Source organism: Pseudomonas sp. CFBP 5748 (assembly GCF_053850495.1).
Window position 1 is genome coordinate 505,498 of sequence record NZ_JBSPTN010000003.1, and the last position, 14,985, is coordinate 520,482.

16 protein-coding genes are annotated in these 14,985 nt (G+C 62.1%); 14 read left to right on the forward strand and 2 right to left on the reverse strand.

Annotation, left to right across the window (positions count from 1 at the left end; genetic code table 11):
* Window position 1 precedes the first annotated feature (1 nt).
* Complete coding sequence (locus tag ACWNZ1_RS09740) at window positions 2-1,993, reverse strand: TonB-dependent receptor (protein ID WP_456027603.1); 1,992 nt, start codon at window positions 1,991-1,993, stop codon at window positions 2-4.
* A 157-nt stretch (window positions 1,994-2,150) separates the two neighbouring features.
* Here ACWNZ1_RS09740 and ACWNZ1_RS09745 point away from each other — a divergent pair, with 157 nt between their 5' ends.
* The 8 genes from ACWNZ1_RS09745 to ACWNZ1_RS09780 all read left to right on the forward strand — a co-directional run bounded on the left by ACWNZ1_RS09745 (window position 2,151) and on the right by ACWNZ1_RS09780 (window position 8,647).
* The gene (locus ACWNZ1_RS09745; RefSeq protein WP_135845690.1) at window positions 2,151-3,116 is read left to right on the forward strand and encodes a helix-turn-helix domain-containing protein; all 966 of its coding nucleotides are present in this window, start codon (window positions 2,151-2,153) and stop codon (window positions 3,114-3,116) included.
* A gap of 203 nt (window positions 3,117-3,319) precedes the next feature.
* Window positions 3,320-3,910, forward strand: coding sequence for an amino acid synthesis family protein (locus tag ACWNZ1_RS09750; protein ID WP_256453201.1), 591 nt, complete (start codon window positions 3,320-3,322; stop codon window positions 3,908-3,910).
* A 45-nt stretch (window positions 3,911-3,955) separates the two neighbouring features.
* Window positions 3,956-4,789 carry an alpha/beta fold hydrolase gene (locus tag ACWNZ1_RS09755; RefSeq protein WP_256453202.1) on the forward strand — a complete coding sequence of 278 codons (834 nt, stop codon included), beginning with the start codon at window positions 3,956-3,958 and terminating at the stop codon, window positions 4,787-4,789.
* Window positions 4,786-6,267: an aldehyde dehydrogenase gene (locus ACWNZ1_RS09760; protein WP_135845693.1), complete on the forward strand. Its 1,482-nt coding sequence runs from the start codon at window positions 4,786-4,788 to the stop codon at window positions 6,265-6,267. Before ACWNZ1_RS09755 ends, ACWNZ1_RS09760 begins: the two co-directional genes overlap by 4 nt.
* Window positions 6,268-6,279: 12 nt before the next feature.
* Window positions 6,280-6,765 (forward strand): flavin reductase family protein, encoded by a 486-nt coding sequence (locus ACWNZ1_RS09765; protein WP_135845694.1) that lies wholly within the window; start codon window positions 6,280-6,282, stop codon window positions 6,763-6,765.
* A 99-nt stretch (window positions 6,766-6,864) separates the two neighbouring features.
* Complete coding sequence (locus ACWNZ1_RS09770) at window positions 6,865-7,269, forward strand: carboxymuconolactone decarboxylase family protein (protein ID WP_256453203.1); 405 nt, start codon at window positions 6,865-6,867, stop codon at window positions 7,267-7,269.
* Window positions 7,270-7,329: 60 nt separating this feature from the next.
* Window positions 7,330-8,082 carry a GntR family transcriptional regulator gene (locus tag ACWNZ1_RS09775; RefSeq protein ID WP_135845696.1) on the forward strand — a complete coding sequence of 251 codons (753 nt, stop codon included), beginning with the start codon at window positions 7,330-7,332 and terminating at the stop codon, window positions 8,080-8,082.
* A 1-nt stretch (window position 8,083) separates the two neighbouring features.
* Window positions 8,084-8,647: an NUDIX hydrolase gene (locus tag ACWNZ1_RS09780; protein ID WP_135845697.1), complete on the forward strand. Its 564-nt coding sequence runs from the start codon at window positions 8,084-8,086 to the stop codon at window positions 8,645-8,647.
* Window positions 8,648-8,653: 6 nt separating this feature from the next.
* Here the strand turns inward: ACWNZ1_RS09780 and ACWNZ1_RS09785 are convergent, their stop codons facing one another.
* Complete coding sequence (locus ACWNZ1_RS09785; protein WP_256453204.1) at window positions 8,654-8,947, reverse strand: DUF1330 domain-containing protein; 294 nt, start codon at window positions 8,945-8,947, stop codon at window positions 8,654-8,656.
* Between the two features lie 82 nt (window positions 8,948-9,029).
* Here ACWNZ1_RS09785 and ribBA point away from each other — a divergent pair, with 82 nt between their 5' ends.
* From ribBA to ACWNZ1_RS09815, 6 genes are all read left to right on the forward strand, one after another.
* Window positions 9,030-10,139, forward strand: a complete 1,110-nt coding sequence (gene ribBA / locus ACWNZ1_RS09790) for a bifunctional 3,4-dihydroxy-2-butanone-4-phosphate synthase/GTP cyclohydrolase II (protein ID WP_256453205.1) — start codon at window positions 9,030-9,032, stop codon at window positions 10,137-10,139.
* Between the two features lie 348 nt (window positions 10,140-10,487).
* Complete coding sequence (locus tag ACWNZ1_RS09795) at window positions 10,488-11,513, forward strand: ABC transporter substrate-binding protein (RefSeq protein WP_135845700.1); 1,026 nt, start codon at window positions 10,488-10,490, stop codon at window positions 11,511-11,513.
* On the forward strand, window positions 11,510-12,442 hold the full coding sequence (locus ACWNZ1_RS09800) for an ABC transporter permease (RefSeq protein ID WP_135848011.1): 933 nt from the start codon (window positions 11,510-11,512) through the stop codon (window positions 12,440-12,442). Before ACWNZ1_RS09795 ends, ACWNZ1_RS09800 begins: the two co-directional genes overlap by 4 nt.
* Before the next feature lie 6 nt (window positions 12,443-12,448).
* Window positions 12,449-13,258, forward strand: a complete 810-nt coding sequence (locus ACWNZ1_RS09805) for an ABC transporter permease (RefSeq protein WP_256453206.1) — start codon at window positions 12,449-12,451, stop codon at window positions 13,256-13,258.
* A gap of 17 nt (window positions 13,259-13,275) precedes the next feature.
* Window positions 13,276-14,427: an ABC transporter ATP-binding protein gene (locus ACWNZ1_RS09810; RefSeq protein ID WP_135845702.1), complete on the forward strand. Its 1,152-nt coding sequence runs from the start codon at window positions 13,276-13,278 to the stop codon at window positions 14,425-14,427.
* 47 nt (window positions 14,428-14,474) lie between these two features.
* Entirely contained in the window at window positions 14,475-14,960 is a 486-nt protein-coding gene (locus tag ACWNZ1_RS09815) for a flavin reductase family protein (RefSeq protein ID WP_135848012.1), read from the forward strand.
* Window positions 14,961-14,985 lie beyond the last annotated feature (25 nt).

Sequence of the window (14,985 nt, forward strand, 5' to 3'; positions counted from 1 at the left end):
CTCACAGTTCATAGCTCACACGCAGGCCGATTTCCCTTGGCGGGCTGTAGACCCGCGCGGTGCCGTTCAAATAGCCGACGGCGTCGTAGCGCTTGTCGGCGGCGTTCTTCACGTAGGCACTGATGCCGTATTGGCCAAAGTCATAACCGGCATTGAGGTTGATCAAGCCGTAGCCGCCACGGCTGTACTGGTTGGCCGAGTCCAGGTAGGTCTTGCCGACCACGTCCACGCCACCCTGGGTCCACCAACCGGTGGGGGCGTCGTAGCGCAGGCTCAGATGGCCGGTGAAGTCGGGGGCGTAGGGATTGCGATTGCCCTGGTAGTCATTGTTGCCGTCGCTGAAACGCTCGAAACGGGTGCGGTTCAAGCCCACGGAACCGACCAGCGTCCAGTTGTCGGCGAGGAGGTACTGGGCTTCGAGCTCCATCCCCGTGGAATGCGCCGACGCCGCGTTGGTGATGTACACCACGCCCGGCTGGAGCAGTTGCTGCACTTGCATGTCGCGCACGTCCATCCAATACAGCGCCGCCGAATAACGCAGGCGCCGGTCGTCCAGCCAGCCCTTGGCGCCGACCTCATAAGTCTTGACCTTTTCCGGGTCATAACCGGGGTAATTGGCGGCGCTGGAAAAGGCATTGAAACCGCCGGCGCGAAAACCTTCGGCATAGCTGGCGTACAGGTAGGCATCCGGCTGCCACTCGTATTGCAGCGAGACCTTGGGGGTAAAGCGTTGCCATGCCTGGCTCTGGCGCCCAGCACCCCGGGGGTCGATGTGCACTTTGTCCTGTTCAACGCGGGCGCCGAGGGTCAGGGTCCAGCGTTCGGCCAAGGGCATCAGCCACTGGCCGAACAGCGCCGTGGTGTTGCCACCCAATTGCACATCCGTGCGGGACAGGCCGCCGGGCAATTTCTGTTGGTAAGACAGGTCGTGATCATCGCGGTCCGCATAGACGCCGAGCAGCCACTGGCTCTCATCCCATTGGCCCTCCAGACGGAACTCCTGGGACAACGTGTTGAAGTGGTAATCACGGGCGACGTGGAAGCGGTCGACCGGCTGGAAATCGGTGTCTTGGCGAACCCGGTCGTAGAAATCATTGCGTGCGGTGATCGATCGCAACTTCAGGCCCGATTCGAACTCATGCAGCACGTCCAAAGACAGGCTGCGACCGCTGGAATGGTTCCAGCTCGAGGTGCCGGAGCGTACCTGGCGCCGGGATGACTCCGCCGGGCCCCACTGAGAGCCGCCGTCGCGATAATCCTGGCGGCTGTAACGCAGGTTGACGTCCGTGGCCAACGTGGGCGTCCAGCGCAGCACCATGCGGGCGCTGTGACGTTCGCGATCATCGGCTTGCCCGCCGCGCCAGTCGTTGTCGATGTAGCCATCGCGCGCCTGCCATTGTCCGGAAACCCCGACGTACAGCATGTCCGGGAGCAGCGCGGCACTGGTATCAACGCCCAAGATACGCTCGTCGCGGCTGCCGCCACCGCCTTCGATCCGGGCGTAGGGCAGTGCTTCGGGCTGGCGAGTGTGGATGCTCAATACGCCGGCTTCTGCGTTGCGGCCATACAGGGTCGACTGGGGGCCGCGCAGGATTTCGATGCGCTCCACGCCCAGCAGATTGTGGTCAAAGCCCTGCCCCATCAAGGTCGGCACGCCGTCGACCAACATCAGCATCGAAGAGGAAAACGCCGTAGGACTGGCAGTCAGGCCACGCACCACAGGCAGGTTCGTACCCGACTGGCCGAATGGCTGGAAAGTAAAGCCGGGAGTGGCTCGCGCCAGGTTTTGCAGGTCACTGATGCCGCCCTTGCGCAGGTCTTCGCCCGATAGCACCGACAGACTGGCGGGAACCGTTTCCTGAGCCTGTTCAATCTTGTTCGCCGTCACCGTGACCGGCGCCAGCTCGGTCTGCGCCGCCACGTTCACGGCCGCACCCAGACAGCAACCGATGCACAGCATGTAACCGCTGGCTTTCAATACAGGCTTGCCCATCGCACTCCCCATCAATGAATCAACGACCGCCTCGTTCTTGCGATAGCAGTTGAGATGCAAACATGGTATTGATTAATGAGAATAGTTATCATGTAGTTCATATGGAATCTGGATCAATCCATATGCAAGCCAGAGTCAACCAAGGAGGACAATAAAAGTGGCGGCCTTACAGAAGATTTCCCAGTCATATCGAGTTGCGCCAACGCACTCGCGGCTGATCAGCAACGACCCCTGTGGCTGGACACGTCAGCAACTGCCGGGGGAACTGGGCGAGTGCTATTCCGAGCGCTATTTCGTCGACAACGACCTGATGGTGGTGCGCTCGCGCTACCGGCCCACACGTAATCTGATCGAAGAAACCGTCAGCCCGCACAATCGGCACATGCTGGTCATCACGTTCGGTATGCAAGGCGATTCCGGATACAAGGGCGCCGACGGTTCGGCAGTGTCGTTCCGAGCCGGCTACACCACCATCACCTCGTTCCAATTAAGCCTGGGCGAGCGGTGCTACGAAGCCGGGACGACCGTATCCCAGCTCAGGCTGTTGATCGGTGAAAGCATGCTCAACAAATACATCGGCGAGCAGCGCACCCGCCAGTTGCTGGGCAACGGCAATGTGCGCCAACTGGCCTTCCAGAAAACCTCGGCTACCAGCGCCAGCCACGCCACCGCCCTGGCGCGCTATCTCAACCAGGGCGCCACCGGTGCGTTGGACATGCACATCCACACCCTCTGCCTGCTGTCCGAACAGCTGAAACTGCTGAGCCCACCCACCTGTATCCAGAACCCGCAATTCAGCGCCAGTGACATCGAAAAGCTCGACCAGGCACGGGACATCATGATCGAGCAAATGGACCAGCCGCTGACCATTCCCTACCTGTGCGCCGCGGTCGGGCTCAACGAATTCAAGCTCAAGGAAGGCCTGCACTACCGCTTCAACTCCACGCCCCACCGCATGCTTCACGAGATCCGCATGCGCAAGGCCTACACATTGCTTGAAAGCGGTTGCCAGGTCGCCCAGGCGGCTTACAAGGTAGGCTACAAATTCCCGAATAATTTCAGCGCCGCATTCACCCGGTTCTTTGGCAAATCGCCGAAAACAGTATTTGGCAAACGCCGCTGAGCCCGCCCTGGCGCCCAGGTAATTCCGGGCGCCAGACCCTCGCCTCTTAAAATCCCCCGAATCCCCCGCCACGGCTACCTGCTGGCCAGGGCGGCCTTCTGTCGCCTTCCCACGCACAAACGCCCAACCGCCACTTGCGCTAGCAATATTATGGTATACCATCATACGCACAGACCAATTTCCACCCTCCTACGGAGCAGCTCATGAGTTTCGAAATTCGCAAGATCGTCAGCTATGTCGAAGAAACCTTTATCGAAGGCGGCAAGGCCAGCGATAAGCCGGTGACCATGGTCGGGTTGGCGGTGGTGATGAAAAACCCTTGGCTGGGCCGTGGCTTCGTTGAAGACCTGAAACCGGAAATCCGCGCCAACTGCTCCGACCTCGGTGCTCTGATGGTCGAGCGCCTGGTGGGTATCATCGGCGGTGCGCAGAAGATCGAAGCCTATGGCAAAGCCGCCGTGGTCGGTGCCGATGGCGAAATCGAGCACGCCTCCGCCGTGATCCACACCCTGCGCTTCGGCAACCATTATCGTGAAGCGGTCAAAGCCAAGAGCTACCTGAGCTTTACCAACAAACGCGGCGGCCCGGGCACATCGATCCAGATCCCGATGATGCACAAGGACGACGAAGGCCTGCGCTCGCACTACATCACCCTGGAAATGCAGATTGAAGACGCCCCGCGCGCCGACGAAATTGTCGTGGTGCTCGGTTGCGCCGATGGCGGCCGCCTGCATCCGCGTATCGGCAACCGCTACATCGACCTGGAAGAACTGGCCGCCGAGAATGCGCAGTAATCCAGCCTGGGCAACCACAATAAAAAAGGCATGCAGGAGCGCTCCATGATTCGGCTCACCGCTGAACTCACCCCGGCCGGCACCAGTTACCTGGCGACCGGCCAAGGCCAGCCCGTGGTCCTGATCCACGGTGTGGGCCTGAACAAAGAAATGTGGGGTGGCCAGATCGTTGGCCTGGCCACGAAATACCAAGTGATTGCCTACGACATGCTCGGCCACGGTGCCAGCCCGCGCCCCGACAGCGGCACCGCCCTGCTGGGCTACGCCGACCAGTTGCTGGAGCTGCTCGATCATTTGCAACTGCCTCAGGCGACGGTGATCGGTTTCTCCATGGGCGGCCTGGTGGCCCGGGCGTTTGCCTTGCATTACCCGCAGCGCCTGCACGGCCTGGTGGTGCTCAACAGCGTGTTCAACCGCAGCGCCGAACAGCGTGCCGGGGTCATCGCCCGCACCGCCCAGGCCGCCGAACACGGGCCGGACGCCAATGCCGAGGCCGCGCTGTCGCGCTGGTTCAGCCGCGAATACCAGGCGGCCAACCCGGCGCAGATTGCCGCGCTGCGCCAGACCCTGGCGGGTAACGATCCCCAGGGCTACCTGACCACCTATGAACTGTTCGCCACCCAGGACATGTACCGCGCCGATGACCTGGGCAATATCCAGGTGCCGACGCTGATCGCCACCGGCGAACTGGACCCCGGCTCGACGCCGGAAATGGCCCGGCAGCTGGCCGAGCGAATTCCTGGCGCCACCGTTGCCGTGCTCGCCGAGCAGCGGCATATGATGCCGGTAGAATCGCCGCGCCTGGTCAACCAGTTGCTGCTGGCGTTTCTCGACACGGCAAGCGCCCGACAAAACCAGATAAAGGGGATCGTTGCATGACACTCGCACGTTTTTCGATGTGCATCGGCGGCGAATGGGTCGATGCCCTCTGCGGCAAGACTTTTGAAAGCCTGAACCCGGCCTCGGCCCAGCCCTGGGCTGAATTGCCCGATGCCGACGAAGCCGATGTCGAGCGCGCCGTGCAGGCAGCGCAGGCCGCTTTCGAGAGCCCGGCCTGGCGTGGCTTGACCGCCACCGCTCGCGGCAAACTGCTGCGACGCCTGGGTGACCTGATCGCCGAAAACAAAGAACAGTTGGCCCAGCTGGAAAGCCGCGACAACGGCAAGCTGATCCGCGAAACCCGTGGCCAGGTCGGCTACCTGCCGGAGTTTTTCCACTACACCGCCGGCCTGGCCGACAAACTCGAAGGCGGTACCCTGCCGCTGGACAAGCCGGACCTGTTTGCCTACACCGTGCACGAAGCCATGGGTGTGGTCGCGGCGATCATTCCCTGGAACAGCCCGCTGTACCTGACCGCGATCAAGCTCGCCCCGGCACTGGCGGCGGGCAACACCATCGTGATCAAACCGTCTGAGCACGCCTCGGCGACCGTTCTGGAGCTGGCTCGCCTGGCCCTCGAAGCCGGGATTCCGCCGGGCGTGGTCAACGTCGTCACCGGTTACGGCCCAAGCACCGGCGCCGCCCTCACCCGCCATCCGCTGGTGCGCAAGATCGCCTTCACCGGCGGCGCCGCCACGGCCCGGCATGTGGTGCGCAGCAGCGCGGAGAACTTCGCCAAACTGTCCCTGGAACTGGGCGGCAAATCACCGAACATTATCTTTGCCGATGCCGACCTCGACAGCGCCATCAATGGGGCGATTGCCGGGATCTACGCGGCATCCGGCCAGAGCTGCGTGTCCGGTTCCCGGCTGTTGGTGCAGGACGAAATCTATGACGAGTTCGTCTCGCGCCTGATCGAACGCGCCCAACGCATCCGTATTGGCAATCCGCAGGAAGACGCCAGTGAAATGGGCCCCATGGCCACCGCCCAGCAACTGGCCGTGGTTGAAGGCTTAGTGGCCGATGCCATCGCCGAAGGTGCGCGCCTGCGCCTGGGCGGCAAGCGTCCGCAGAACTTGGGCGACGGCTGGTTCTACGAACCGACCCTGTTCGAATGCGACCACAACTCGATGAAGATCATGCAGGAAGAAGTCTTTGGCCCGGTGGCCTCGGTCATCCGTTTCAAGGACGAAGCCGAGGCGCTGGCGATTGCCAACGACTCGCAGTTCGGCCTCGCCGCCGGCATCTGGACCCGCGACCTGGGACGGGCCCATCGTCTGGCCCGGGACGTGCGCTCCGGGATCATCTGGGTCAACACCTACCGTGCGGTCTCGGCGATGGCGCCCATCGGCGGCTTCAAGAACAGCGGTTATGGACGCGAAAGCGGCATCGATTCGGTGCTGGCTTATACCGAACTGAAGACGGTGTGGATCAATCTTTCCCAGGCGCCCATGCCTGATCCGTTCGTGATGCGCTAGGAGTCCTGAGAAATGATCGAACCCGGCATCTACAAAGAAGTCATGAGCTCCTTCCCGTCCGGCGTCACAGTGGTCACCACCCTGGACCCGGACGGCAATATCGTCGGCATCACCGCCAGCGCCTTCAGTGCGCTGTCGATCGATCCGGCGCTGGTGCTGTTCTGCCCCAACTACGCTTCCGACACCTACCCGATCCTGCGGGACAGCAAGCAGTTCGCGATCCACTTGCTGTCCGCCGACCAGACCGCCGAAGCCTACGCGTTTGCAGGCAAAGGCAAGGACAAGGCCAAAGGCATCGACTGGCACCTCAGCGCGCTGGGCAACCCACTGCTGAGCAAGGCCACGGCGATTATCGAATGTGAACTGTGGCGCGAATACGACGGCGGCGACCACGCGATCATCGTTGGCGCGGTGAAGCACCTGATCCTGCCCGAACAGCCGGTCACACCGATGATCTACCACAAAGGCAAGCTGGGCCCACTGCCGGCACTGGCCTGAGGTTACTTTTGGGTTGCACCTCACCACTCCCTGGTGCGGCCCGTTTTTATACTAGCCCCCACGCCCCTGAGTGATGGGCTGACTTAAGAGCACACACCGATGAGCAAGGATAAATACGAACAAGGCCTCAAGATCCGCACTCAGGTGCTGGGCGAGGCTTATGTGCAGCGCTCCATCGAGAACGCCGACGACTTCACCCGTCCCTTGCAGGAAATGGTCACCGAATACTGTTGGGGCCATGTCTGGGGTCGTGAGGGTTTGTCGCTCCAGGAACGCAGCATGATTAACCTGGCGATGATCTCGGCACTCAATCGCCCCCACGAACTCAAGCTGCATGTGCGTGGCGCCTTGCGTAACGGCTTGAGTCGTGAGCAAATACGCGAAATTCTGCTTCAGGTCGGTATCTATTGCGGCGTCCCGGCTGCCGTGGACAGTTTCCGGCTTGCCCGTGAAGCCTTCGCCGAAGCCGACGCCGAGGCCTCCAGTCAACCCTCGGCTGTTTGATCTGAACGTGCACGGATGTTGCCCGTTTGGCATGGACAGCCATATTACAGAGCGGACCCCATGAAACGCCTGCCACTCGACGACAGCTTCAAGGTCAATCGCAACCCCGTTACCCTGCGCGAGATCGTGCTGGATAAATTGCGAAGTGCCATCATGAACTTCCAGCTTCTGCCGGGCGATCGCCTGGTCGAACGCGATCTGTGCGATCGCCTGGGCGTGAGCCGCACGTCGGTGCGCGAAGCCTTGCGTCACCTCGAGTCTGAAGGCCTGGTGGAATTCGCCGATGCCAAGGGACCACGGGTGGCGATCATCACCCTGGCCGATGCCGGCGACATCTATGAATTGCGCTGTGTGCTCGAAGGCTTGATCGTCCAGCTCTTCACCCTGCGGGCCAAGGCCAAGGACATCAAGGCGCTGGAGAAAGCCCTGGAAGAGAACCGCAAGGCCCTCAAGGATGGCGAGCTGCAACAGGTCATCGACTCGGTACAGGGCTTCTACGACGTACTGCTCGAAGGTTCCGGCAACCATGTCGCCGCCACCCAGTTGCGCCAGTTGCAGGCCCGCATCAGCTACCTGCGGGCCACATCGGTGTCCCAGGAAAACCGTCGCGGCAGCAGCAACCAGGAAATGGAACGCATGGTCGAGGCCATCAAGAGCGGCGATCCGCTGGCCGCCCACCAGGCGTGCGTCGACCACGTGCGCGCCGCCGCCAAGGTCGCTCTGGACTACCTCAAGCGCAAGCAGGAAGAAACCGGCGACATCCCTGAAATCACGGCGCCCATCGCCCTGAAAGAACCTCGCATAGGTCGCTGATATGTTCAGCCCGAGCTTTTGTCCAAAGTGTGGCGGCAGTGACCTGAGTCACCGCCTGCCAGCGGGCGATACCCACCAGCGACTGATGTGCGGCGGCTGCGGCTACATCCATTACGTCAACCCGAAGATCATTGCCGGCTGCATCATCGAGCAGGACGGCAAATACCTGTTGTGCCAGCGCGCCATCCCACCGCGCCCCGGCACCTGGACCTTGCCGGCCGGTTTCATGGAAGGTGGCGAAACCACTGAGGACGCGGCGCTGCGGGAAGTCTGGGAAGAGACCGGCGTGCGCGCGGAAATTGTCTCGCCCTACTCGATTTTCAGCGTGCCGAAGATCAGCGAGGTGTACATCATCTTCCGCGCTACAGCGCTGGAGATCACCGGCCAGTACGGGCCGGAAACCCTCGCCTGCCAGTTCTTCGCCCCGGAAGACATTCCGTGGGACAGCATCTATTACCCGGCCATCCGGCAGATCCTCGAACGATACATCGAGGAACGCCAGGCCGGGGTCTATGGCATCTACATCGGCAACGACGACAGCGGCAAGATCCATTTCATCCGCTGACAGGCCTCAGGGCGCCACGCCCTCGACGATGATCACCTCGGCCCGGGCCACGCCCTCGCGATGCCCCCTCGCCGCCTGATACTGCTCCGAGTGATAACAGGCCAGCGCCTGCTCGTAGGAGTCGAACTCGATGACCACGCTACGTTGCGGCGTAGCCCTGCCTTCCATCGCCTCGCTACGCCCGCCCCGAGCCAGCATCCGACCGCCATACAGAGCAAACGCCGCTGGCGCCCGCTGGGTGTATTGGCTGTATTGATCGGGGTCGGTGACATCCACATGAGCAATCCAGTACGCCTTCATAGTGACCTCTCGGGTTATTTTGTATTATGGTATACCACAAGATAATTCCAGCAAGCGCCCATCAAAACAAAGAGAGCCCGACATGGCCTTTAACAGCATTCAGGAAATCATCGAAGACTACCGCCTGGGCAAGATGGTGTTGCTGGTGGATGACGAAGACCGGGAAAACGAAGGTGACCTGCTGCTGGCCGCCGACTGCTGCAACGCCCAGGCCATCAACTTCATGGCCCGGGAAGCCCGCGGGCTGATCTGCCTGACCTTGACCGACGAACACTGCCAGCGCTTGGGTCTGGAACAAATGGTACCGAGCAACGGCAGCGTGTTCAGCACCGCGTTCACCGTTTCTATCGAAGCCGCCACAGGCGTGACCACCGGCATATCCGCCGCCGACCGTGCGCGTACCGTCGCCGCCGCCGTTGCCGCCGACGCGGGGCCCGCCGATATCGTGCAGCCGGGGCATATCTTCCCGTTGCGCGCCAAGGAAGGTGGCGTGCTGACCCGCGCCGGACACACCGAAGCCGGTTGCGATCTGGCGCGCCTGGCCGGCTTCACGCCAGCATCGGTGATCGTCGAAGTGATGAACGACGACGGCACCATGGCCCGCCGCCCGGACCTGGAGGTGTTCGCCCGCAAGCACGGAATCAAGATCGGCACCATCGCCGACCTGATCCACTACCGCCTGAGCACCGAACACACCGTGCTGCGCATCGGCGAACGGGAGTTGCCCACGGTGCACGGCACATTCCGCTTGTTCACCTTCGAAGATCGCATCGAAGGCGGCGTACACATGGCGATGGTCATGGGCGACATTCGCCGGGAAGAACCGACCCTGGTGCGGGTGCACGTGATCGACCCGCTGCGGGATCTGGTGGGCGCCGAATACCACGGTCCTTCCAACTGGACCCTATGGGCGGCCCTACAACGGGTCGCCGAAGAAGGCTGTGGCGTGGTGGTGGTGCTGGCCAACCACGAGTCGTCCCAGGCGCTGCTCGAGCGTGTACCGCAACTGACCCAGCCGCCGCGACAGTTCAGCCGGTCGCAATCGCGCATCTATTCTGAAGTGGGCACCGGGGCGCAGATCCTCCAAGACCTGGGCGTCGGCAAATTGCGTCATTTGGGCCCGCCGCTCAAGTACGCGGGGTTGACGGGGTATGACTTGGAGGTGGTGGAGAGTATTCCCTTTAGCGGCTAGGGCCGAGCCTACATACACGGACCTGTGGGAGCGGGCTTGCTCGCGAAAGCGGTGGATCAGCTTGCAGCAATGTTGAATGTTGGGCCGTCTTCGCGAGCAAGCCCGCTCCCACAGAGGTACACAAAAACTCATTCAGGCAGATAGCCGGTACGGCAAAATGCTTGCAGAAAGTTTGGAATACCATAATATGATATTCCATAGACCGAACACTTCAGCCAAGTGCCCCCTGACAGGGAAAGCACAAACAAGAGCCCTTGGCACGGTCGCCTTTAAGGCCAGATGGACCTACTGCTCCCGATAGGCGGGCAACAAAAGCCCGCTCAAAAACACAACAATGAGGGCGTGAAAATGGTGTTGAAGAAAAGTGCAGCCGCAATCTTTTTTGCGGGCCTGTTGAGCGTCGCCAGCCAGGCAACGTTGGCAGCTGAAAGCGTCAACTTCGTCAGTTGGGGCGGCAGCACCCAGGACGCGCAGAAGCAGGCCTGGGCCGACCCGTTCAGCAAGGCCAGCGGCATCACCGTGGTCCAGGATGGCCCGACTGACTATGGCAAGCTCAAGGCCATGGTCGAAAGCGGCAACGTGCAGTGGGACGTGGTCGATGTCGAGGCAGACTTCGCCTTGCGCGCCGCCGCTGAAGGCCTGCTCGAACCCCTGGATTTCTCAGTCATCCAGCGCGACAAGATCGACCCGCGCTTCGTCTCCGATCACGGTGTCGGTTCGTTCTACTTCTCGTTCGTCCTCGGTTACAACGAAGGCAAGCTGGGCTCCGGCAAGCCCCAGGACTGGACCGCCCTGTTCGACACCAAAACCTACCCGGGCAAACGCGCCCTGTACAAATGGCCGAGCCCAGGCGTCCTTGAACTGGCCCTGCTGGCCGATGGCGTCGCGGCAGACAAGCTCTACCCGCTGGACCTGGACCGCGCCTTCAAGAAACTCGACACCATCAAGAAAGACATCGTCTGGTGGGGCGGCGGCGCCCAGTCCCAGCAACTGCTTGCCTCCGGCGAAGCCAGCATCGGGCAGTTCTGGAACGGGCGCATCTATGCCCTGCAACAGGACGGCGCGCCGGTTGGCGTGAGCTGGAAGCAGAACCTGGTCATGGCCGACATCCTGGTCATCCCAAAGGGTTCGAAAAACAAGGCCGCAGCCATGAAGTTCCTGGCCAACGCCAGCAGCGCCAAGGGCCAGGCCGACTTTTCCAACCTGACCGCCTATGCCCCGGTCAACGTCGACAGCGTCGCGCGCCTGGACTCGGTGCTCGCCCCCAACCTGCCGACCGCCTACGCCAAGGATCAGATCACGCTTGATTTCGCGTACTGGGCCAAGAACGGTCAGGACATCGCGACACGGTGGAACGAATGGCTGGTGAAATGAAAATGTCGGCAACGACACCCCGCACCGGGAGCGCCCTTGGCGCTGCCGGTACGGCAACCGGCAAGACGCTGGCGACTGCGCAAAACCCGTCGCTGGCCCAGCGCTGGCGCGGGGTCGGCAACCTGGTTCCCGCCCTGCTGTTCCTCGGCCTGTTCTTCCTGGCGCCGCTGATTGGCCTGCTGTTGCGTGGGGTGTTGGAACCGGTGCCCGGCTTGGGTAATTACGAGCAACTGTTCGCCAACTCGGCCTATGCCCGGGTGTTGTTCAACACCTTTTCGGTGGCCGGGCTGGTGACGCTGTTCAGCCTGTTGCTGGGCTTTCCCCTGGCCTGGGCCATCACCCTGGTGCCCCGAGGCTGGGGGCGCTGGATGCTGAACATCGTCTTGCTGTCGATGTGGACCAGCCTGCTGGCCCGCACCTACTCCTGGCTGGTGTTGTTGCAAGCCTCCGGGGTGATCAACAAGGCGTTGATGGCCATGGGCATCATCGACCAGCCGTTGGAGATGGTGCACAACCTCACCGGCGTGGTGATCGGCATGAGCTACATCATGATCCCGTTCATCGTCCTGCCGTTGCAGGCAACCATGCAGGCTATCGACCCGATGATCCTGCAGGCCGGCTCCATCTGTGGCGCCAGCCCCTGGACCAACTTCTTCCGGGTGTTCCTGCCACTGTGCCGACCGGGGCTGTTCTCCGGTGGGTTGATGGTGTTCGTGATGTCCCTCGGTTACTACGTGACCCCGGCACTGCTGGGCGGTGCGCAGAACATGATGCTGCCTGAATTCATCATCCAGCAGGTGCAGTCGTTCCTCAATTGGGGCCTGGCCAGTGCCGGCGCCGCCTTGTTGGTGGCGATCACCCTGGTGTTGTTCTACTTCTACCTGAAGCTCCAGCCGGAATCCCCGGTGGGTGCCAGCAACGCGAGGTAAGCCGTCATGCTCCTGACCCCCAATGCCATGAGCCGGCGCATGCGGTTCGGCCTGTACTTCACCACCGGCCTGATCGCGCTGTTCCTGCTGTTGCCGATCGTGTTCATCGTGCTGCTGTCGTTCGGTTCATCCCAGTGGCTGGTGTTCCCGCCACCGGGCTGGACGTTGAAATGGTACGGCCAGTTCTTCTCCAACCCCGACTGGATGAGCGCGGCGCTGACCAGCCTCAAGGTCGCGGTCCTGACCACCGTCTGCGCCGTGGCGCTGGGTTTGCCCACCGCGTTTGCCTTGGTCCGCGGACGTTTCCCGGGCCGGGAACTGCTCTATGGCCTGTTCACCCTGCCGATGATCGTGCCGCTGGTGATCATCGCGGTGGCGGTGTACGCGCTGTTCCTGAAACTGGGTTACACCGGGACGCTGTTCGCGTTCGTGGTCAGTCACGTGATCGTCGCACTGCCCTTCACCATTATCTCGATCATCAACTCGCTCAAGCTGTTCGACCAATCCATCGAGGACGCGGCGGTGATCTGCGGCGCCTCACGCCTGCAAGCGGTGTTCAAGGTGACGTTCCCGGCGATTCGCCCGGGCATGGTTGCCGGCGCCCTGTTCGCGTTCCTGGTGTCGTGGGACGAGGTGGTGCTGAGCGTGATGATGGCCAGCCCGACCCTGCAAACCCTGCCGGTAAAAATGTGGACCACCCTGCGCCAGGACCTGACGCCTGTGATCGCCGTCGCTTCGACGCTGCTGATCGGCCTCTCGGTGTTGGTGATGGTGATCGCCGCCGCCCTGCGCCGGCGCAATGAAATCAGCGCCTGAGCGCCTAGGAGAACACGATGAGTGCCGTCAAAGACCCCGCACAACAGCACAACAAGACCCTGGTCAGCCTGCGCAACCTGAACAAGCACTACGGCGACTTTGCCGCCGTGGACGATATCTCCCTGGACATCCAGGACGGTGAATTCCTGACCTTCCTCGGCTCCAGTGGCTCGGGCAAGAGCACCACGCTGTCGATGCTCGCCGGGTTTGAAACCCCCAGCAGCGGCGAGATCCTCGTGGACGGCAAGTCCCTGGTCAACGTCCCACCGCACAAACGCGACATCGGCATGGTGTTCCAGCGGTACTCGCTGTTCCCGCATCTGTCGGTGCGCGACAACATCGCGTTCCCTTTGGCGATCCGCAAACTGGCGACGGCTGAACGCGAGCGCCGGGTCGATGCGATGCTCAAGCTGGTGCAACTCGGAGAATTCGCCCATCGTCGTCCTTCGCAACTCTCCGGCGGCCAGCAGCAGCGCGTGGCGATTGCCCGGGCGCTGGTCTATGAGCCACGCATCCTGCTGATGGACGAACCTCTCGGCGCGCTGGACAAAAAACTCCGTGAAGACCTGCAAGATGAACTACGCCAGCTGCATCGGCGCCTGGGCATCACCATCGTCTACGTGACCCACGACCAGGAAGAAGCCATGCGCCTGTCCCAGCGCATTGCGATTTTCAGCCACGGCAAGATCGTCGGCCTGGGCAGCGGCTATGACCTCTATCAGAACCCGCCGAATGCCTTCGTGGCCTCGTTCTTGGGCAACTCCAATTTCCTCAAGCTCAAGGCCCAGGGCAACGCGGTGGCGACCTTTGAAGGCCAGTCACTGTCGATCCGCCTGACCGCCGGCCTGCAAACAGACCAGGATGTGCTGCTGATGGTGCGTCCGGAAAAAGCCCTCGCCTTGAGCGTCGAACAAGCCGCCCAGGAGCCCTTGGCAGCCGGCTGGAATGAAGTCTCGGCCAAGGTCGTCGAAGTGCTGTTTCTCGGCGAAAGCCAGACCTGCAGCGTGGTGACTTCCAGTGGAACCGCCATGACCGTCAAGGCGCTTTCCGCCGCCGGCATGCCCCTCAAGGCCGGCGACCCGGTGCGTGTGCGCTGGGCCACCGCCGATGCCTGCGTCTACACCCAATGGGTCGAGAGCGACCTGAACAAAGCCGCCGGTGCCCATTGATGAACGCCGCCTGCCCCTCCATGAAAGCCGCACCCGAGGATCGTCCAATGATCGACGCCGCCGTTTACAAACAAGTCATGGGCTCGTTCCCGTCCGGCGTGACGGTGATCACCACGCTCGATGACGATGGGCAAATCGTCGGCCTCACCGCCAGCGCGTTCAGCTCGTTGTCGATGGACCCGGCCCTGGTGCTGTTCTGCCCCAACTACAGCTCCGATTCCTACCCGGTGCTGATCAAGAACCGCCGCTTCGCCATCCACGTGCTCTCCGGCGGGCAACAGAACGAAGCCTACGCCTTCGCGCGCAAAGGCAAGGACAAGGCCCAGGGCATCGAGTGGACCCTGAGCGAGTTGGGCAACCCGCTGCTGAGCAATGCCACCGCCATCATCGAATGCGAACTGTGGCGTGAATACGAAGGCGGCGACCACGCCATCATGGTCGGTGCCGTGAAGAATCTGATCGTGCCGCAACACACACCGGGGCCGCTGGTTTATTGCCACGGCAAGATGGGCGCCCTGCCCGTCCTCGCCTGAACCGATCGTCAACGACAAGAGAAAG

What these genes read in the sequence shown, in the direction of transcription:
- ACWNZ1_RS09755 (WP_256453202.1), top strand. Translation starts at nt 3,956, where the DNA reads ATGATTCGGCTCACCGCTGAACTCACCCCGGCCGGCACCAGTTACCTG.
- ACWNZ1_RS09765 (WP_135845694.1), top strand. Translation starts at nt 6,280, where the DNA reads ATGATCGAACCCGGCATCTACAAAGAAGTCATGAGCTCCTTCCCGTCC.
- ACWNZ1_RS09805 (WP_256453206.1), top strand. Translation starts at nt 12,449, where the DNA reads ATGCTCCTGACCCCCAATGCCATGAGCCGGCGCATGCGGTTCGGCCTG.
- ACWNZ1_RS09810 (WP_135845702.1), top strand. Translation starts at nt 13,276, where the DNA reads ATGAGTGCCGTCAAAGACCCCGCACAACAGCACAACAAGACCCTGGTC.
- ACWNZ1_RS09775 (WP_135845696.1), top strand. Translation starts at nt 7,330, where the DNA reads ATGAAACGCCTGCCACTCGACGACAGCTTCAAGGTCAATCGCAACCCC.
- ACWNZ1_RS09770 (WP_256453203.1), top strand. Translation starts at nt 6,865, where the DNA reads ATGAGCAAGGATAAATACGAACAAGGCCTCAAGATCCGCACTCAGGTG.
- ACWNZ1_RS09740 (WP_456027603.1), bottom strand. Translation starts at nt 1,993, where the DNA reads ATGGGCAAGCCTGTATTGAAAGCCAGCGGTTACATGCTGTGCATCGGT.
- ACWNZ1_RS09780 (WP_135845697.1), top strand. Translation starts at nt 8,084, where the DNA reads ATGTTCAGCCCGAGCTTTTGTCCAAAGTGTGGCGGCAGTGACCTGAGT.
- ribBA (WP_256453205.1), top strand. Translation starts at nt 9,030, where the DNA reads ATGGCCTTTAACAGCATTCAGGAAATCATCGAAGACTACCGCCTGGGC.
- ACWNZ1_RS09815 (WP_135848012.1), top strand. Translation starts at nt 14,475, where the DNA reads ATGATCGACGCCGCCGTTTACAAACAAGTCATGGGCTCGTTCCCGTCC.
- ACWNZ1_RS09800 (WP_135848011.1), top strand. Translation starts at nt 11,510, where the DNA reads ATGAAAATGTCGGCAACGACACCCCGCACCGGGAGCGCCCTTGGCGCT.
- ACWNZ1_RS09750 (WP_256453201.1), top strand. Translation starts at nt 3,320, where the DNA reads ATGAGTTTCGAAATTCGCAAGATCGTCAGCTATGTCGAAGAAACCTTT.
- ACWNZ1_RS09760 (WP_135845693.1), top strand. Translation starts at nt 4,786, where the DNA reads ATGACACTCGCACGTTTTTCGATGTGCATCGGCGGCGAATGGGTCGAT.
- ACWNZ1_RS09785 (WP_256453204.1), bottom strand. Translation starts at nt 8,947, where the DNA reads ATGAAGGCGTACTGGATTGCTCATGTGGATGTCACCGACCCCGATCAA.
- ACWNZ1_RS09795 (WP_135845700.1), top strand. Translation starts at nt 10,488, where the DNA reads ATGGTGTTGAAGAAAAGTGCAGCCGCAATCTTTTTTGCGGGCCTGTTG.